At 28.3% G+C, this 19,767-nt stretch carries 13 protein-coding genes; 11 read left to right on the plus strand and 2 right to left on the minus strand.

Features of this window, described 5'->3' with window-relative positions:
• Positions 1 to 2: 2 nt before the first annotated feature.
• The 9 genes from nusG to purH all read left to right on the plus strand — a co-directional run bounded on the left by nusG (position 3) and on the right by purH (position 13,893).
• Complete coding sequence (nusG, locus tag D8S97_RS00465; RefSeq protein WP_158360965.1) at positions 3 to 548, plus strand: transcription termination/antitermination protein NusG; 546 nt, start codon at positions 3 to 5, stop codon at positions 546 to 548.
• A 25-nt stretch (positions 549 to 573) separates the two neighbouring features.
• Positions 574 to 1,002 carry a 50S ribosomal protein L11 gene (gene rplK / locus D8S97_RS00470; RefSeq protein WP_158360966.1) on the plus strand — a complete coding sequence of 143 codons (429 nt, stop codon included), beginning with the start codon at positions 574 to 576 and terminating at the stop codon, positions 1,000 to 1,002.
• Position 1,003: 1 nt separating this feature from the next.
• On the plus strand, positions 1,004 to 1,699 hold the full coding sequence (rplA, locus tag D8S97_RS00475) for a 50S ribosomal protein L1 (RefSeq protein WP_158360967.1): 696 nt from the start codon (positions 1,004 to 1,006) through the stop codon (positions 1,697 to 1,699).
• A 221-nt stretch (positions 1,700 to 1,920) separates the two neighbouring features.
• Positions 1,921 to 2,418: a 50S ribosomal protein L10 gene (gene rplJ / locus D8S97_RS00480; protein WP_158360968.1), complete on the plus strand. Its 498-nt coding sequence runs from the start codon at positions 1,921 to 1,923 to the stop codon at positions 2,416 to 2,418.
• Between the two features lie 71 nt (positions 2,419 to 2,489).
• Positions 2,490 to 2,858, plus strand: coding sequence for a 50S ribosomal protein L7/L12 (rplL, locus tag D8S97_RS00485; RefSeq protein WP_158360969.1), 369 nt, complete (start codon positions 2,490 to 2,492; stop codon positions 2,856 to 2,858).
• Positions 2,859 to 3,055: 197 nt separating this feature from the next.
• Positions 3,056 to 7,084 carry a DNA-directed RNA polymerase subunit beta gene (rpoB, locus tag D8S97_RS00490; protein WP_158360970.1) on the plus strand — a complete coding sequence of 1,343 codons (4,029 nt, stop codon included), beginning with the start codon at positions 3,056 to 3,058 and terminating at the stop codon, positions 7,082 to 7,084.
• 74 nt (positions 7,085 to 7,158) lie between these two features.
• Positions 7,159 to 11,403, plus strand: coding sequence for a DNA-directed RNA polymerase subunit beta' (gene rpoC, locus D8S97_RS00495; RefSeq protein ID WP_158360971.1), 4,245 nt, complete (start codon positions 7,159 to 7,161; stop codon positions 11,401 to 11,403).
• A 498-nt stretch (positions 11,404 to 11,901) separates the two neighbouring features.
• Positions 11,902 to 12,174 carry an HU family DNA-binding protein gene (locus tag D8S97_RS00500; protein ID WP_158360972.1) on the plus strand — a complete coding sequence of 91 codons (273 nt, stop codon included), beginning with the start codon at positions 11,902 to 11,904 and terminating at the stop codon, positions 12,172 to 12,174.
• A 141-nt stretch (positions 12,175 to 12,315) separates the two neighbouring features.
• A complete protein-coding gene (gene purH / locus D8S97_RS00505) occupies positions 12,316 to 13,893 on the plus strand; it encodes a bifunctional phosphoribosylaminoimidazolecarboxamide formyltransferase/IMP cyclohydrolase (protein WP_158360973.1) in 1,578 nt (525 codons plus the stop codon).
• A 193-nt stretch (positions 13,894 to 14,086) separates the two neighbouring features.
• Here purH and metE read toward each other — a convergent pair whose 3' ends face one another.
• Positions 14,087 to 16,360, minus strand: a complete 2,274-nt coding sequence (metE, locus tag D8S97_RS00510) for a 5-methyltetrahydropteroyltriglutamate--homocysteine S-methyltransferase (RefSeq protein ID WP_158360974.1) — start codon at positions 16,358 to 16,360, stop codon at positions 14,087 to 14,089.
• A gap of 141 nt (positions 16,361 to 16,501) precedes the next feature.
• On the opposite strand from metE, the gene metR reads away from it, so the two are divergent.
• The gene (gene metR, locus D8S97_RS00515) at positions 16,502 to 17,440 is read left to right on the plus strand and encodes an HTH-type transcriptional regulator MetR (RefSeq protein WP_158360975.1); all 939 of its coding nucleotides are present in this window, start codon (positions 16,502 to 16,504) and stop codon (positions 17,438 to 17,440) included.
• Here the strand turns inward: metR and D8S97_RS00520 are convergent.
• On the minus strand, positions 17,433 to 18,251 hold the full coding sequence (locus tag D8S97_RS00520) for a Cof-type HAD-IIB family hydrolase (protein ID WP_158360976.1): 819 nt from the start codon (positions 18,249 to 18,251) through the stop codon (positions 17,433 to 17,435). The genes metR and D8S97_RS00520 overlap by 8 nt on opposite strands.
• 139 nt (positions 18,252 to 18,390) lie before the next feature.
• Here D8S97_RS00520 and glmU point away from each other — a divergent pair, with 139 nt between their 5' ends.
• Positions 18,391 to 19,758: a bifunctional UDP-N-acetylglucosamine diphosphorylase/glucosamine-1-phosphate N-acetyltransferase GlmU gene (gene glmU, locus D8S97_RS00525; protein WP_158360977.1), complete on the plus strand. Its 1,368-nt coding sequence runs from the start codon at positions 18,391 to 18,393 to the stop codon at positions 19,756 to 19,758.
• Positions 19,759 to 19,767 lie beyond the last annotated feature (9 nt).

A 19,767-nucleotide genomic window follows, 5' to 3' on the forward strand; every position in this document is an offset into this window, starting at 1 on the left:
AAATGCATGAGAGTCTAAAAAAAAAATGGTATGTATTACAAGCATTTTCTGGTTTTGAAGGTAAAGTAGCACAATCAATAAAAGAGCATGTTAAATTAAATAAAATGGATGATTTTTTTGGAGAAATCATGATTCCTTCAGAAGAAGTTATCGAAATACGAGGTGGACAACGTAGAAAAAGTGAATATAAATTTTTTCCAGGATATGTTTTAATTCACATGAATATGACAGATTCCACTTGGCATTTAATAAAAAATGTTCCTAGAGTATTAGGATTTATAGGAGGAAAATCAGATAAACCATCACCAATTAGTGATAAAGAAGTAGAAATTATCATTAATAGATTACGTCAAATTGGAGACAAACCAAGACCAAAAACTTTATTTGAACCAGGAGAAATGATTCGTGTTAACGACGGTCCATTTGCAGATTTTAATGGTGTTGTTGAAGAAGTAGATTATGAAAAAAGCAGATTAAAAGTATCTGTTTCTATTTTTGGTAGAGCAACTCCTGTAGAATTAGATTTTAGACAAGTTGAAAAAAATTAACATTCTTTAAAAGAGAAATTTAAAAATGGCAAAAAAAATACAATCTTACATAAAGCTTCAAGTTGCTGCAGGAATGGCTAATCCGAGTCCACCAATAGGACCTGCATTAGGACAAAAAGGAGTAAATATTATGGATTTTTGTAAATTATTTAACACAAAAACAGAAAATATAGAAAAAGGTTTACCAATACCAGTAATTATTACAGTATATTCTGATCGATCATTTACATTTATCACAAAAACACCTCCAGCATCTGTTTTATTAAAAAAAGCCGCTGGAATAAAATCAGGTTCTAGTAAACCAAAGACAGAAATAAAAGGAAAAATAACAAAATTACAAGTTGAAGAAATAGCAAATATTAAAAAAAATGATATGACTGGTTCAAATATTCACAGTATGATTCGATCTATTGAAGGAACAGCTAAATCTATGGGTTTAATTATTGAGGACTAAAATGAAAAAAATTAATAAACGCATGAAGAAAATTAAAAGTGAGATAAAGTTTGAAAAACTATATTATATTGACGAATTAATACAATTATTAAAAAAATCATCAAATGTAAATTTTACTGAGAGCATTGATGTTGCCATTAATTTAGGCATTAATCCGAAAAAATCAGATCAAAACATTCGTGGTTCAACTATATTACCTCATGGAATAGGACGTTGTATTAAAGTAGCTGTGTTCACTCAAGGAGATAACGTTACAATAGCAAAAAAAGCAGGTGCAGAATTTATAGGAATGGAAGATTTAGCTGAAAAAATAAAAAAAGAAGGTATTAAATTCCATACAGCTATTGCGTCACCAGATGCTATGAAAATTGTTACTCAATTAGGACATATATTAGGACCTAGAGGTTTAATGCCTAATCCAAAATTAGGTACCGTAACAACAAATATCGAAGAAGCAATTAAAAATGCTAAAACAGGACAAGTTTGTTATCGAAATGACAAAAATGGAATTATTCATGCTACGATCGGTCGAATCAACTTCGAAAAAAATCAAATAAAAGAAAACTTCAATGTTTTTTTAGAATCCATAAAAAAAGCAAAACCACCTCAATCAAAGGGAATATACATAAAAAAAATTGTTTTATCGAGTACTATGGGTATAGGATTAATGCTCGATCAATCTAGTTTATCTATATAATTAAATTTTTTTACTTTACGATAGAAAAAAATTTATTTATAATAATAGCCCCATTTTGAAAAATGCCACAATTAATTTTAATTGAGCATTTTTAAAACATCTAAATTTCAATATTATTATTCAATAAATTTTTAAAATCGTACTATACGATAATGCTAAAAAATTTTTAATAATTAACTAAAAATCTTTTCTCTCCATCAAATTACAGGAGAATACGATAAATGGCTTTAAATCTTAGTAAAAAAAAAACAATTGTTTCTAAAATAAATCAAATTTCTAATTTAGCATTGTCAGCAATAATCGCCAATTCTCAAGGTATATCTGTCAACAAAATCAATCAACTTCGAAAATCCGGCCGTGAAGTTGGCGTTGAAATGAGTATTGTTCGAAATACTCTTTTATCTTTAGCTATTAAAAATACTAATTTTGAATGTTTAAAAAAAAAATTAAAAGGTTCTACTTTCATTGCCTATTCTACAAAACATCCAGGCAGCGGTGCAAGATTATTTAAAGAATTTGAAAAAAAAAATAAACAATTTAAAATTACAGGAGCAGCTTTTGAAGGTAAATTATTATCTGAATTAGAAATCAATCAACTTGCAGATATGCCTACTTATGAAGAAGCAATAGGAAAACTTTTACTAATACTAAAAATATCGATTGCCGGTAAACTCATTTATACATTATCTGCTATAAAAGAGAAAAAAGAAACCTCTTAAAAAGAGGTTATTATTTTTGATGTATTACAAAACATCTAAAATAATTCTAATTGTCATTAGGAATGATTGCTATGTCTATTACTAAAGAACAAATTTTAGAAGCTGTATCAGAAATGTCTGTTATGAACGTTGTAGAACTTATCTCCGCAATGGAAAAAAAGTTTGGAGTTTCTGCAAACATGTCTATGAATTCTAATAACAATAATGAAAAAAGTATAGTTGAAGAAAAAACAGAATTCGATATTTTTCTAAAATCTATTGGTCCCAATAAAGTATCAGTAATAAAAAGTGTTCGCAGTGCAACTGGTTTAGGACTAAAAGAAGCTAAAGATTTAGTAGAATCCGCGCCAATAGTATTAAAAGAAAACATGAGTAAAAATGACGCAGAATCTCTTAAAAAAACTTTGGAAAATGCTGGAGCTGAAATCGAAATTAAATAAATATATCATATATTTTTATTTAGTAAACCTTCATATATGGCTGGTGTTTTTAACTCACCAGCCGTTTTGATATCAATAGTATTTGCATAATTTTTAAAAAATTGCAAAAAAAATCTATTAAAAATAAAAACTGTCTCTCCTTCAGACAGAAAGACAATTTTAGTCTTAATTTATCTGTCAGCGAGCTTAGGAACCCCATGGTTTACTCTTATACCGAAAAAAAAAGAATTCGTAAAGATTTTGGAAAACGTCCTCAAGTTTTGGATATACCATATCTTCTTTCGATTCAACTCGACTCTTTTAAAAAATTTATAAAAATAGATCCACAGGGTCAACATGGCTTAGAAGCAGCTTTTCGTTCTGTATTTCCTATATGTGGATATAATGGAAATTCTGAACTTCAATATGTAGGTTATCGTTTAGGTGACGCAATATTTGATGTCAAGGAATGTCAAATACGAGGTGCTACTTATTCAGCTCCTTTAAGAGTAAGGTTACGTCTTGTCATTTATGAACGTGATGTTCTAGAACCTACTGTTAAAGATATTAAAGAACAAGAAGTATACATGGGTGAAATACCATTAATGACTAATAATGGAACTTTTATAATTAATGGTACAGAAAGAGTAGTTGTATCTCAATTACATCGCAGTCCTGGGGTTTTTTTTGATAGTGATAAAGGAAAAACACACTCTTCAGGAAAAGTTTTATACAACGCACGTATCATTCCTTATCGAGGATCTTGGTTAGATTTTGAATTTGATCCAAAAGATAATTTATTTGTAAGAATTGATAGACGAAGAAAACTACCAGTAACTATTATTTTACGAGCACTTGACTACAATACAGAAGAAATATTAGATTTATTTTTTGAAAAAAATATTTTTAATATAAATAATAATAAAATTCAACTCGAACTAGTTTCAGAAAGACTACGCGGCGAAACCGCATCTTTTGATATTAAAAAAAATGGAAAAATATATGTAAAAAAAGGTCGTCGTATTACTGCAAGACATATTCAAGAATTAAAAAAAAATAAAATAAAGTCTATTACTGTTCCAGTAGAATACATTTTAGGAAGAATAGTATCTAAAAATTATTTAGATCCTAAAACAGGTGAAATAATTATTTTAGCTAATACAGAATTGTCTCTGGAAACATTAACTAAATTAAAAAACTCTAATTTCTCTTCTATTGAAACACTTTTTACTAACGATCTAGATCATGGTCCTTATATTTCTGAAACACTACGCATTGATTCCTCTAACGATCGAATGAGTGCATTAATGGAAATTTATAGAGTTATGAGACCTGGAGAACCACTGACAAAAGAAGCAACAGAAAATTTATTTGAGAATTTATTTTTTTCAGAAGATAGATACGATCTTTCTTCAGTAGGCCGAATGAAATTTAATCGATCTCTACTTCGCAAAAAAATTGAAGAAAAAGGTACTTTAAATAAAGAAGATATTATAGATGTAATAAAAAAACTAATTGATATTCGAAATGGAAAAGGAGAAGTAGACGATATTGATCACTTAGGTAATAGACGAATTAGATCAGTAGGAGAAATGGCAGAAAATCAATTTAGAATCGGTTTAGTAAGAGTAGAAAGAGCGGTTAAAGAAAGATTATCTGTAGGCGATTTAGATACTCTAATGCCACAAGATATGATTAATGCAAAACCAATATCTGCTGCTGTTAAAGAATTTTTTGGATCCAGTCAATTATCCCAGTTTATGGATCAAAACAACCCATTATCAGAAATTACACATAAAAGAAGAATTTCAGCATTAGGACTTGGTGGATTAACTAGGGAAAGAGCAGGATTTGAAGTTAGAGACGTTCATCCAACTCATTATGGACGAGTATGTCCTATAGAAACACCAGAAGGACCAAACATTGGATTAATAAATTCTTTATCAGTATATGCTAGAACAAACTCGTATGGTTTCTTAGAAACACCGTATCGAAAAGTACAAAATCGTTTAATTACTGATGAAATTCATTATTTATCGGCAATAGAAGAAGGCAATTATGTTATTGCACAAGCGAACACTAATATAGATAAAAACAATTATTTTATTGATGATTTAGTCACTTGTAGACATAAAGGAGAGTCTAGTTTATTTAACTGTAATCAAGTTGATTATATGGATGTATCTACTCAGCAAATTGTATCTGTTGGGGCTTCTTTAATTCCTTTTCTTGAACACGATGATGCAAATAGAGCATTAATGGGTGCCAATATGCAACGTCAAGCAGTTCCTACCCTAAAAACTGATAAACCTTTAATAGGAACTGGAATGGAAAGAGCAGTCGCAGTTGACTCAGGAGTTACAGTAGTAGCAAAAAGAGGAGGTATTATTCAATATGTAGATGCTTCTCGTATAATTATTAAAGTAAATGAAAAAGAAACGTATATAGGAGAAGCCGGAATAGATATTTATAATTTAACTAAATATACTCGTTCTAATCAAAACACCTGTATTAATCAAAAACCATGCGTAAAATTAAGAGAAAAAATTAATAAAGGTGATGTTTTAGCAGACGGACCATCAACGGATTTAGGAGAATTAGCATTAGGACAAAATATGCGAGTTGCTTTTATGCCATGGAATGGATACAACTTTGAAGATTCTATATTAGTCTCAGAGAAAGTTGTTCAAGAAGATCGATTTACAACAATTCATATTCAAGAACTATCCTGCATATCTAGAGATACTAAATTAGGGCCAGAAGAAATTAGTTCTGATATACCAAATGTAGGAGAAGCAGCACTATCTAAATTAGATGAATCAGGAATAGTTTATATCGGCGCAGAAGTTACTGGAGGAGATATACTGGTAGGAAAAGTAACTCCTAAAGGAGAAACACAACTGACACCAGAAGAAAAACTATTGCGTGCAATTTTTGGAGAAAAAGCTTCAGATGTAAAAGATTCTTCACTACGAGTTCCTAATGGAGTAGCAGGAACAGTCATTGATGTACAAGTTTTTACTAGAGATGGTGTAAAAAAAGATAAAAGAGCTCTAGAAATTGAAAATATGCAACTTAAAAAAGCAAAAAAAGATCTAACAGAAGAATTTAAAATATTTGAACTAAGCTTATTTTCAAGAATTAAAAAGACTCTTATTTCTTTTAATATTGAAGAAAATTATTTAAATAAATTACCCTATGAAAAATGGTTAAAAATAGATATTAAAGATCAAAATAAAAAAAAAGAAATAGAAAAACTTGTATACCAACACAATAAACTAAAAAAAGAATTTGAAAAAAAGATAGAAAACAAACGTCGTAAAATTACACAAGGAGATGATCTTTCACCAGGAGTACTAAAAATAGTAAAAGTATATTTAGCTGTAAAACGTCAAATACAACCTGGTGATAAAATGGCAGGACGACATGGAAACAAAGGGGTAATTTCAAAAATTAATCCTGTTGAAGATATGCCATATGATGAAAATGGTATACCAGTAGATATCGTTTTAAACCCTTTAGGGGTTCCATCTCGTATGAATATCGGACAAATATTAGAAACCCATTTAGGAATGGCTGCAAAAGGAATAGGTGATAAAATAAACAATATGCTCAAAAAGCAAGAAAAAGTGTCTAATTTAAGAAAATTTATTCAAAAAGCTTTTGATTTAGGAGAAAATCTGAGACAAAAAGTTAACTTAGACAATTTTTCAAATGAAGAAGTATTAGATTTGGCAAAAAATTTAAAAAAAGGAATGCCTATTTCAACTCCAGTATTTGATGGAGCACAAGAAAATGAAATTAAACAAATGTTAAAATTTTCTAATTTACCTACTTCTGGACAAATCTCACTTTTTGATGGAAGAACTGGAGAAAAATTTGAAAGACCTGTTACTGTTGGTTACATGTATATGCTGAAATTAAATCACTTAGTAGATGATAAAATGCACGCTCGTTCTACTGGTTCTTATAGTCTAGTTACTCAACAACCACTAGGAGGAAAAGCTCAATTTGGTGGCCAACGTTTTGGTGAAATGGAAGTTTGGGCTTTAGAAGCATATGGAGCTTCTTACACACTACAAGAAATGTTAACTGTAAAATCCGACGATGTTAACGGAAGAACTAAAATGTATAAAAATATTGTCGATGGTAATCATCAAATGGAGCCAGGAATGCCAGAATCATTTAACGTATTGCTAAAAGAAATTCGTTCATTAGGTATTAATATTGAATTAGAAAATGAATAAAATTTAAAGTAATATACAATAAAAAATTATAGATTTATCACCTTCAAAAGTTTCACTCCAACGAGAGCTCATGCGTGAAAGATTTACTAAAATTTTTAAAAGCCCAAACTAAAACTGAGGATTTTGATGCTATTAAAATTTCGCTAGCATCACCTGATATGATTAGATCTTGGTCATTTGGTGAAGTTAAAAAACCAGAAACTATTAATTATCGTACATTTAAACCTGAACGAGATGGCCTATTTTGTGCTCGTATTTTTGGTCCAGTAAAAGATTATGAATGTTTATGCGGAAAATACAAAAGATTAAAACATCGAGGTGTAATTTGTGAAAAATGCGGTGTTGAAGTTACACAAAGTAAAGTTAGACGTGAACGAATGGGTCATATAGAACTTTCTTCTCCTACAGCTCATATTTGGTTTTTAAAATCATTACCATCACGTATCGGTTTATTATTAGATATGCCTTTAAGAGATATTGAAAGAGTACTCTATTTTGAATCGTATGTTGTTGTCGAAACAGGTATGACAAATCTTGAAAAACGTCAAATATTAACTGAAGAACAATATCTAGATGCGTTAGAAGAATTCGGAGACGAATTTCAGGCAACAATGGGCGCAGAAGCGATTCAATATTTACTAAAAGATATAAATTTAGTGAAAGAATGTGAAAACTTGAGAATAGAGCTAAACGATACTAACTCTGAAACAAAGAGAAAAAAATTAACTAAAAGAATTAAATTATTAGAATCTTTTATACAATCTCATAATAAACCTGAATGGATGATTCTAACTGTTTTACCAGTTTTGCCACCAGATTTAAGACCATTAGTACCGTTAGATGGAGGAAGATTTGCAACATCTGACTTAAATGATTTATATCGTCGAGTCATTAATAGAAACAATAGATTAAAAAGATTATTAGATTTAGCTGCACCCGATATAATTGTTCGAAATGAAAAAAGAATGTTACAAGAAGCAATAGATGCATTATTAGATAATGGTAGAAGAGGAAGAGCAATTACAGGTTCAAATAAAAGACCACTTAAATCATTAGCAGATATGATTAAAGGGAAACAAGGTAGATTTCGACAAAATCTTCTTGGAAAACGTGTTGATTATTCAGGACGATCTGTTATTACGGTAGGACCTTATCTTCGTTTACATCAATGTGGTTTACCTAAAAAAATGGCATTAGAACTTTTTAAACCATTTATATATGGAAAATTAGAAGTTCGAGGATTGGCAACTACTATCAAAGCTGCAAAAAAAATGGTTGAAAGAGAAGAAGCAATAGTATGGGATATACTAGATGAAGTTATTCGAGAACATCCTGTGCTTTTGAATCGTGCTCCTACGTTACACAGATTAGGAATACAAGCATTTGAACCTGTTTTAATAGAAGGAAAAGCTATTCAATTACATCCGTTAGTATGTGCTGCTTATAATGCTGATTTCGATGGAGATCAGATGGCTGTTCATGTTCCTTTAACTCTAGAAGCTCAATTAGAAGCTAGAGCTTTAATGATGTCTACAAACAATATACTTTCCCCGGCGAACGGAGAACCAATTATCGTACCATCTCAAGATGTAGTCTTAGGACTTTATTACATGACTCGTGAAAAAATAAACGGGAAGGGAGAAGGAATGGTGTTAAATGGTTCTAATGAAGCAGAAAAAGTATATCGTTTAGGAATTGCAGAGCTGCATTCGTTAGTAAAGGTGCGCATAATAGAATATAAAAAAAATAAAGATCAAAGTTTTACTCCCATAAAAAAAATAATAAATACTACCATAGGACGATCTATTTTATGGATGATTGTTCCAAAAGGACTTCCATTTAGTATAGTTAATCAAACCTTAGGAAAAAAAGATATTTCTAAAATGTTGAATACTTGTTATCGTATTCTAGGTTTAAAACCTACTGTTTCTTTTGCAGATCAGATTATGTATACAGGTTTTGCTTATGCAGCGAGATCTGGAGCTTCAGTCGGCATTGATGACATGGTTATACCTGTAAAAAAATCAAATATTATTCATGAAGCAGAAATAGAAGTAGCTGAAATACAAGAACAATTTCAATCAGGATTAGTTACAGCTGGTGAAAGATATAATAAAGTTATTGACATTTGGGCAGCAGCTAATGAAAGAGTAGCTAAAGCAATGATGGAAAATTTATCTACAGAATCTGTGTTTAATAAAAAAGGTGAAGAACAGAAACAAATCTCTTTTAATAGTATATTTATGATGGCTGATTCGGGAGCTCGAGGATCTGCAGCGCAAATTCGTCAATTAGCAGGAATGCGAGGATTGATGGCAAAACCCGATGGATCAATCATTGAAACACCTATAACGGCTAATTTTAGAGAAGGTTTAAATGTATTACAATATTTTATTTCTACTCATGGAGCTAGAAAAGGTTTAGCTGACACAGCATTAAAAACAGCTAATTCTGGCTATTTAACACGTCGTTTAGTAGACGTTGCACAAGATTTAGTTGTAACGCAAAATGATTGTGGTACACATAAAGGAATTTTAATGACTCCTTTAATAGAAGGAGGAGATGTAAAAGAACCATTACGTGAACGTGTTTTAGGGCGTGTTACTGCAGAAAAAATATTAATTCCCAATACGGAAAATACATTAATTGAAAGAAATACTTTATTAAACGAGCAATGGTGTAATCTTTTAGAAAAAAATTCTATAGATAATGTAAAAGTAAGATCAGTAGTAAATTGTGAAACTGATTTTGGGGTTTGTGCTTACTGTTATGGCCGTGATTTGGCAAGAGGTAACTTGGTTAATAAAGGAGAAGCAATAGGAGTTATAGCTGCACAATCTATAGGAGAACCAGGGACACAATTAACGATGAGAACTTTCCATATTGGTGGTGCAGCGTCAAGAGCTGCTACTGAATCTAGTATTCAAATTAAAAACAAAGGTATTATTAATCTTAACAATGCGAAATCTGTTACTAATTCTTCAGGTAAAATAGTTATAACTTCGAGAAATGTAGAACTTAATATAATTGATAATTTTAGAAGAACTAAAGAAAGTTATAAAGTTCCTTATGGGGCCATTCTGGCTAAAGGACACGGTGAAGAAGTTAATTCAGGAGAAACAGTAGCAAAATGGGATCCGCATACTATACCTGTTATTACTGAAGTTAACGGATTTGTTCGATTTGTAGATATGATAGATGGTCAAAGCATTACAAGACAAGCTGATGAACTAACCGGACTATCTTCTATAGTTGTACTAGATCCAGCTGAAAGAATGACAATTGGGAAAGACTTAAGACCTTCATTAAAAATCGTTGATTGTTATGGAAATGATGTTCTAATTTCAGGAACAGAAATGCCAGCGCAGTATTTTTTACCTGGGAAAGCAATAGTGCAATTGAATGATGGAGTACAAATTAGTTCTGGTGACACTTTAGCGAGAGTACCACAAGAATCAGGAGGAACTAAAGATATAACTGGTGGATTACCAAGGGTTGCAGATTTATTTGAAGCTAGACGTCCAAAAGAATTAGCTATTTTAGCTGAAATAAGTGGAATTATATCTTTTGGAAAAGAAACAAAGGGTAAAAGAAGACTAATTATTACACCAGTAGACGGAAGTGATGCATACGAAGAAATGATTCCAAAATGGAGACAATTAAATGTTTTTGAAGGAGAAAGAGTAGAAAGAGGTGATGTTATATCAGATGGACCCGAATCTCCGCACGATATTCTTCGTTTAAGAGGAGTACAAGCTGTAACTAAATATATCGTAAATGAAGTTCAAGAAGTATACCGCTTGCAAGGTGTAAAAATAAACGATAAACACATTGAAGTCATAGTTAGACAAATGCTTCGAAAAGCTACTATAGTTAAATCAGGAAATTCAGAGTTTTTAGATGGAGAACAAGTAGAATTTTCTCGAATAAAAATTTCAAATCGTATTTTAAATACCCAAAACAAGATACCAGCTACTTTTTCAAGAGATTTATTAGGAATTACTAAAGCATCTCTGGCAACTGAATCGTTTATATCTGCTGCTTCCTTTCAAGAAACCACTAGAGTTTTAACAGAATCTGCAGTTGCAGGAAAAAAAGATGAATTACGAGGATTAAAAGAAAATGTTATTGTCGGGCGTTTAATACCTGCAGGTACTGGATATGCATATCATAAAGAACGTTTAAATCGTCGTCATACAATAAATACCAATCAAATAACACCAAATAATAGTTCCTCTTCTCAAGTAAGTGCAGAAGAAGCATCTGCCAGTTTATCAGAATTATTAAATTCCACTCTTATACAACATGATCATACATAAATAATTTTAAAATAATTATATTATGGCTGCTCTTAAAAGCAGCCAAGATATAAAAAAATAGTATTTTTATAATGCTAAAAATTTTTGAAAACTACAAAATTAATTTAATAGAAGATTCAAAAAAAATTAATTATTTATATTAAAAACTAATAATTCGATAAATTTTATCAAAAACAATCTAATAAATAGATTATCCTAAAAACACGGGTATATGCTTTATTTATACTATCTTTTTACTTCTTTTCAGATATATTATATATTTTAATTTCAATAATTAAATCTTTTTTTATTTTCAATCAATTTTTTACAAATGTAATATTAATTAACTATTTTAAAAAAAATTGAATTAAATAGATTTATTATCTTATTTATAAGATATACAAAAATTTGTATTAAAAAATAATTTATTTTAAATTCAAAAAATAAATTGTTTTTATTTAAATTTATAAAAATAATATTTAAATTAATTAATACTTTTTAAGTAAAAAAGGGAAAATAATGAATAAAACTCAGTTAATTAACATTATTTCTAAGCAATCTAATTTATCTAAAATACAGGTTAAATCTACTTTAGAAACAATATTATCAGCTATTATTGAATCTTTAAAAAAAGGCGAATCAGTACAAATAGTAGGTTTTGGTACTTTCAAAGTAAATTTAAGAGCATCTAGAACAGGAAGGAACCCGCAAACAGGAAAAGAAATTATTATTCCTGCAACAAAAGTACCAAGTTTTATATCTGGAAAAACATTAAAAAATGCAATTAAATAATTTGTACGATTAGAATATAAAAACAAGGGGCGTAACGCCCCTAATAATCAGACATATTGAAAAATAAAAATTTTTACATATTAACAATATTTAAATTTATACTAATTCACAGTCAGTATTTTTATAAAAAGAAAATAAATCATGTCATTAAATAAAATTATAAAAAATGCTTTAATTAGTTTATCAGATAAAACAAATCTTGTAGAAATATCAAAAATACTTTCAGAAAAAAAAATTAATTTATTTTCTACAGGAGGAACAGCTGAAGTTTTAAAAAAAAATAAAATACCTGTTATCGAAATATCAAATTACACAAATTTTCCTGAAATAATGGATGGACGACTTAAAACATTACATCCTAAAATAATGGGTGGTATTTTAGGTAGAAAAGAAAAAGATTATAACATTATGAAATTACACAATTTAATACCTATAGATATGGTAATTGTTAATTTTTATCCATTTGAAAAAATACAAAGTAAAAAAGAATGTTCTATAGAAGAAGTGATTGATAACATTGATATTGGTGGTCCAACACTTGTTCGCGCTGCAGCTAAAAATTATAAAGATGTTATAGTTATAGTAAATTTATCAGATTTTAAATCAGTTGTTAAATTAATTGATAATACTATAAGTTTAGAAAAAAGATTTGATTTAGCAACTAAAGCTTTTAAGTATACTTCACTGTATGAAGAAACAATTTTTAAATATTTTTTAAAAAAAAATTCTGATAAAGAACACTATCAAAACAATTCTTTTCCAAATGAAATTCAATTTAATTTTATAAAAAAACAAGACTTAAGATATGGAGAAAATCAACATCAAAAATCTTCTTTTTACATAGAAAAAGAAATATTAAAATCGGGAACAATTAGTTCATCACGTCAATTACAAGGTAAAAATCTATCTTATAATAATATAAGTGATGCTGACATAGCGTTAGAATGCGTAAAAGAATTTTCTAAACCAACATGTGTTATTGTCAAACACGGAAATCCTTGCGGAGTTGCAGAAAGCAATTCTCTTATAAAATCGTATTTATCTGCTTATAATGCCGATCCTATTTCAGCTTTTGGAGGAATAATTGCTTTTAATTTTATCTTAGATTTACAAACAACTCAAGAAATCATTAAAAAACAATTTGTTGAAGTTATTATTGCCCCTGAAGTAGATAAAATGGCTGAAAAAATACTACAAAATAAACAAAATATACGCTTGCTTGTTTGTGGAAAAATTGAAAAAAATAAAAAAGGTTTAGATTTTAAACGAATAACTAATGGATTACTTGTTCAAGAATATGATTTTAGTCAAATAAACATAAAAAATTTTAGTTTTGTTACAAATCGCTTACCTACTCAAAAGGAATTAGAAGACGCTATTTTTTCTTGGAAAGTAGCTAAATTTGTTAAATCAAATGCTATCGTCTACAGTTTTAATAAAACTACTATTGGAATAGGCGCAGGGCAAACAAGTAGGATCGATGCAACTAAATTAGCAAACCTAAAAGTAAAAGACCGAAATTATCATAGTACTATTGGAGCAACCATGGCGTCTGATGCTTTTTTCCCTTTTCGAGATGGAATAGATAATGCTGCTTTATGCGGTATCAGTTGTATTATTCAACCAGGTGGCTCTATTCGAGATAAAGAAGTAATTAAATCAGCAAATGAGCATAATATAAGTATGATTTTTACTAATAAACGACACTTTAAACATTAATAAAAACAGAAAAAATGTACACATTTTTTTATTTTTTTAAATTATTAATTTAATAGATATTTTAAATAACAAATATCATAAATAAATTTAAAAAAACTAAATTTATTAAATCATCATTTAGATTTTTATCTATAATAAAAATAATCTAAAAGATGATTTAATTGAATTTTATAAAAAAAATAATTTATTTAACTTATTTTTTTTGAATTTTATCTCTCATTTCTTTTGCAGCATAAACCATATTTTTTAATGCTAATAATGTTTCATTCCAATTGCGAGTTTTTAAGCCACAATCTGGATTTACCCAAATACGTTCTACTGGAATATAATCTATAGCTTTACTTAACAAAAAATTAATTGATTCAATATTAGGTATATTGGAAGAATGAATGTCATAAACTCCAGGACCAACTTCATTTGGATACTTAAATGTTTTAAATGATTCTAATAGTTCCATATCTGAACGAGCAGTTTCAATTGTAATTACATCAGCATCTAATAAAGCAATAGAATCCATAATATCATTAAATTCACAATAACACATATGCGTATGAATTTGTGTAGTATCTTTTACATCTGAAGAGGTTAAACGAAATGCATCTACTGCCCAAGATAAATATTCATTCCACAAACTTTTACGTAAAGGTAAACCTTCTCGTAAAGCAGGTTCATCAATTTGAATGATTTCTATTTTTTCTTTTTCTAAATCTAATACTTCATCTTGCAATGCTAATGCAATTTGTTTGGCAATGTTCTCTAATGAAATATCTTCTCTAGGAAAAGACCAAAATAAAATAGTTACCGGTCCTGTTAACATTCCTTTTACTGGTTTATTTGTTAAAGATTGAGCATATTTAGACCATTTTACAGTTATTGACTTTGAACGACTAATATCACCAATAATAATAGGAGGTTTAACGCAACGTGAACCATAACTTTGAACCCATCCATTATCTGTAAACACAAATCCATCTAAATTTTCACCAAAATACTCAACCATATCATTTCTTTCAGCTTCTCCATGAACTAAGACATCTATATCTAATTTTTCTTGTACTTTTATTACTTCTTTAATATGTTTTTTAATACCTATTTCATAATTAGTATCACTTATTAATCCTTCTTTATAATCGCGTCGTAGTTTTCTTATTTCAATTGTTTGAGGAAAAGATCCAATAGTCGTCGTAGGTAAAAGAGGTAAATTAAACTTATTTTTCTGTTTTTGAGATCGAACATCATAAGAATTAGAACGTTGAAAACTAGCATTGAAAAGTTTAGACAAGCGTTTTTGAACTTCAACTTTTTGCACTCTTTTAGAAAGAGTACGTTCATAAATAGGAGAACACCATTTTTCAATTGCATTAGTGTTGTTTTTATTTAATGCTTGAGTTAATAAAGATAATTCAGTACATTTTTGTACAGCGAAGGAAAACCATTGTTTAGATTCTTTATCTAGATTTTTTTCTTCTTTTAAATCAATAGGAGAATGCAATAAGGAACAGGATGAACCAATTAACAATTTTTCACGAAATTTTAAAATAGAAGAAATAGTTTTAAACCATTTTAGAAGATCAGCACGCCAAACGTTTCGACCATTAATTACTCCTAAAGATAAAATCCATTCCTTAGGTAATTTAGAATTAAAATCAAATAAATTATATTTTCCAAAAACCAAATCAATATGAATACCATAAATAGGTAAATTTCGAATATATTCTATATTATGTTCAACACCATCAAAATATGTTGTTAATAATATTTTAGTTTTTCCATGTAAATATTCGTAAGCATAAGAATAAGCTTTTTTCCATTTTTCTGGAAGATCTAAAACTAAAGCAGGCTCATCAATTTGAACAAAATCAATATTACGTTTTGATAGTTCACTTAAAACTTGTTTATATATTGGTAATATATTTTTAAGCAAATCTAAACGATTAAAATATTCTCCTTTTATTTTTCCTAACCAAAGATATGTAATTGGTCCTAAAATTACAGGTTTTACTTTATATCCCAACGATAAAGCTTCATCAGTTTCTTCTATAATTTGTTTCCACGAAAATTTTAATATTCTATTTTTATTAAATTCTGGTACTATGTAATGATAATTAGTATTAAACCATTTAGTCATTTCTGAAGCAGAAATATCTGGAGAAAAACCTCGTGCAATTCGAAATAAACAATCTAAATCAATTCCACTATTACTATCAACATTAAGATGCCTTTCAGGAATATTTCCTAACATCATACTAGTACTCAGTACATGGTCATACCAAGAAAAATCTCCAACTGGTATATAATCAACTCCTGCATCTTTTTGTTTTTTCCAATTTTCTCTTCTTAATCTAGAACCTACAGATAAAAAGTCTTCAAGTTGAAGATTACCAGACCAATAGTCTTCTTGAGCTTTTTTTAGTTCACGATTTAAACCTATTCTTGGAAATCCAAGAGTATGATTTAAAATAGTCATTTTTTTTCCTTGCTATTCGTAGTTAAATTAATAATTAATAAAATTTTATATATTGATTTATTTAAATCAGATATCTTATAATTCTAGTATTAAGTAAAATTCGCAAGCGCAAATAGTTAATTCTCGATATGAAGGAATCTCATGATCGAAATAAAACATCTTCGAACACTACAAGCTTTAAAAAATAGCGGTTCATTAAGTGCAGCTGCAATTCAATTGCATCAAACACAATCAGCAATTTCTCATCAATTTAATCAATTAGAAAAAAAATTAGGTTTCAAATTATTTATTAGGAAAAGTAACCCTATAAAATTTACAACACAAGGTGCAATTTTACTTCAATTATCAAAAGAAATACTACCAAAAATTCACAAAGCAACACAAAATTGTAAAAAAACTCATCAGATGTCTATCAGACTAGCAATTGAATGTCATAGTTGTATTCAATGGCTAACACCAGCATTAAAAATATTTAAAAAAAAATGGCCAGGAGTAAAAATAGATTTTTATTCAGATATGATTTTTAGTCCTCAACCATCTCTTCAACAAGGAAAATTAGATGTTGTATTAACTTCAGAAGTTTTACCAAAAAGTAATTTGTTCTATGTTCCTATGTTTGATTTCGAAGTGCGTTTAGTATTATCTCCTAATCATCCATTAGCTCAAAAAAAATACAATATTCTTCCGGAAGACTTAACAACTGAAACACTTATGATATATCCCGTTCAACGTGATAGATTAGATATATGGAAATTTTTTTTACAACCAGCAGGAATAATGCCAATTTTCAAAAATGTAAATAATACTTTACTTTTAATTCAAATGGTTTCAGCACAAATGGGTATTACTGCATTACCACATTGGGTAGTAGATACTTTTGAAAAACAAGGTTTAATAGTAACAAAAAAATTAGGAGATGGAATGTGGAAACGTTTATACGCAGCCATACGTGATGGTGAGCAAAAAGAATTAATTATACAAAATTTCGTTAATTCTATACGTTTACATGCTTGTACTCATTTAAAATTTATTCGTGACGCATTAAACCCTTGTTTTTTAAAAAAAATTAAAACTATTTAATAGATTCATTTTTATTTATAAAATTTTTATCTAAAAAAGCTGCAACACCATCATTTTCATTGCTTCCAATAACTTCAGCATATGGTAATATTTTTTTTAAACGCGAATCTGCATTTTTCATAATGCATGCTTTTCCAGAAATACTAAGCATGTCTTGATCATTCATTCCATCTCCAAAAGCAATAAACTCTTTCAAAGAAATTCCTAAAATACTAGATATTAACTTTAATCCATATCCTTTAGAAGCTTGTCTAGATACAACTTCTAAACAACCTAATGCAGAAAAATGAACATTGACTTGATCACCTACAGAAGAAGTAATTTCTTTTTCAAGATTATATAATTTTTTAAAATTATGACTTGTAAAAAACACTTTACTAATTTTATTAAAGTCAAATTTTTTTGGACAAAAGTATTTATATTTTAATGTTGAGAAGGAAGGACAAAAATTATTATTTATCTTATTATTGTTTATATACCATTGATTATTACGATATACTTGAGTAATAATATCTGCATCTAAATATTTTATTTTACATAATTTTAAGGCTATTTCATTATCTAAGTTATTTTCAAAAATTAATACATTATTTAAATCGTAAACTCGAGCTCCATTAGAGGTAATCATAAAAACTTTTATATTCAAAGCATCTCTAATTTCCATTATGTCAATATAATGACGACCTGAAGCAAAAATAAAATAAAAACCTTTTTCTATTAAAAATTTTATGATTTTTTCAGTATATTTTGTTATTTTATTTTGTGGTGAAAGTAAAGTACCATCTAAATCTACTGCAATAATTCGATACATAAAAAACCTTAATAAAAAAATATATACTTAATATATTGAAAATATATCATAAGAAATACAAAAGTTATTCAGAATCTTATAAAAATAAATAATTTAGATATAAATTTTATTCTTATAAAAAATGAAAAGAGATACCTAAATGTTAAAAAAAGAGACAAATGTAGTCATACTTGCCGCTGGAAAAGGAACAAGAATGAAATCTAGCTGCCCCAAGGTATTACATATATTAGGTGGAAAAACAATTTTAGAACATGTGATAAATATAGCAAAATCTGTTAAACCTAAAAAAATTATACTAGTTTATAACAATGAAGAAAAAGAAATAAAATCTAAAATTAATGATACTTCTATACACTGGGTCGTTCAAAAAGAACAAAAAGGAACAGGGGATGCTATACTAAAAGCATCTAAAAATTTTTCAGATAATGACGATATAATAGTTCTTTATGGAGATATGCCATATATTTCAATTGAGTCAATAAAAAAATTATTCAATTCCAAAAAAAAATCTAAAATTAGCTTATTAACTGCTTATACTAAAAATCCTAATGGATATGGACGAGTATTAAAAAAAAATGGCAAAGTTATTAAAATTATAGAAGAACTAGATGCAAATTTTCGCGAAAAAAAAATTAAAGAGGTCTATTCTGGAACATTTATAGCAAGTGGAAAAGATTTAAAAAGATGGCTAAATAAAATTAATAATAAAAATATTAAAAAAGAATTTTATGCAACTGATATTATTCATTTTGCTAATTTAGAAAAAAGTATCATTAAAACAGTACAAACTTTAAATTATCAAGAAATATTAGGTGTCAATAATAAACTACAATTATCTATTTTAGAAAAAATATTCCAAAAAAAACAAATAAATGATTTACTTCTTTCAGGTGTTACATTAAAAGATCCATATCATTTTATTTTAAGAGGAATATTGAAACATGGAAAAAACGTAGAAATAGATACTGGTGTTATATTAGAAGGAAATATTGTTTTAGGAAATAATGTCAAAATTGGAGCTGGATCTGTGATTAAAAATAGCTTTATTGATAATCAAACTGAAATTAAAGAATATACAGTTGTAGAAAACGTCAAAATAGGAAAAAAATGTATTATAGGTCCTTTTGCACATTTACGACCTAACACTATATTAGATAATCAAATTCATATAGGTAATTTTGTTGAAATTAAAGATAGTACTGTAAAGGAAAAATCTAAAATTAAACACCTGAGTTATTTCGGAAATGCCGAAATTGGCTCTCAAGTTAACGTCGGAGCAGGTAGTATTACATGCAATTACGATGGTGTAAATAAATTCAAAACTATTATTGGTGATAATGTTTTGATAGGTGCTAGTACACAATTAATTGCACCCATTAAAGTTACAAAAAATACAACTATTGCAGCAGGAACTACTTTAATTAAAGACGTAAATACACCGTGTTTAGTTTACAATAGTAAAGAACAAAAACAAAAAAAAAACTGGATACGTCCCAAAAAATTATAAAAAAACTAA

Source organism: Buchnera aphidicola (Rhopalosiphum maidis) (assembly GCF_003671935.1).
In the GTDB taxonomy this organism is placed as follows: Bacteria; Pseudomonadota; Gammaproteobacteria; order Enterobacterales; family Enterobacteriaceae; genus Buchnera; species Buchnera aphidicola_AL.

Excerpts from the sequence above, each read along its gene's own strand:
- metE (WP_158360974.1), bottom strand. The coding sequence starts at position 16,360 with ATGACTATTTTAAATCATACTCTTGGATTTCCAAGAATAGGTTTAAAT.
- rpoB (WP_158360970.1), top strand. The coding sequence starts at position 3,056 with ATGGTTTACTCTTATACCGAAAAAAAAAGAATTCGTAAAGATTTTGGA.
- D8S97_RS00500 (WP_158360972.1), top strand. The coding sequence starts at position 11,902 with ATGAATAAAACTCAGTTAATTAACATTATTTCTAAGCAATCTAATTTA.
- D8S97_RS00520 (WP_158360976.1), bottom strand. The coding sequence starts at position 18,251 with ATGTATCGAATTATTGCAGTAGATTTAGATGGTACTTTACTTTCACCA.
- nusG (WP_158360965.1), top strand. The coding sequence starts at position 3 with ATGCATGAGAGTCTAAAAAAAAAATGGTATGTATTACAAGCATTTTCT.
- rplK (WP_158360966.1), top strand. The coding sequence starts at position 574 with ATGGCAAAAAAAATACAATCTTACATAAAGCTTCAAGTTGCTGCAGGA.
- glmU (WP_158360977.1), top strand. The coding sequence starts at position 18,391 with ATGTTAAAAAAAGAGACAAATGTAGTCATACTTGCCGCTGGAAAAGGA.
- rplL (WP_158360969.1), top strand. The coding sequence starts at position 2,490 with ATGTCTATTACTAAAGAACAAATTTTAGAAGCTGTATCAGAAATGTCT.
- metR (WP_158360975.1), top strand. The coding sequence starts at position 16,502 with ATGATCGAAATAAAACATCTTCGAACACTACAAGCTTTAAAAAATAGC.
- purH (WP_158360973.1), top strand. The coding sequence starts at position 12,316 with ATGTCATTAAATAAAATTATAAAAAATGCTTTAATTAGTTTATCAGAT.
- rplA (WP_158360967.1), top strand. The coding sequence starts at position 1,004 with ATGAAAAAAATTAATAAACGCATGAAGAAAATTAAAAGTGAGATAAAG.
- rplJ (WP_158360968.1), top strand. The coding sequence starts at position 1,921 with ATGGCTTTAAATCTTAGTAAAAAAAAAACAATTGTTTCTAAAATAAAT.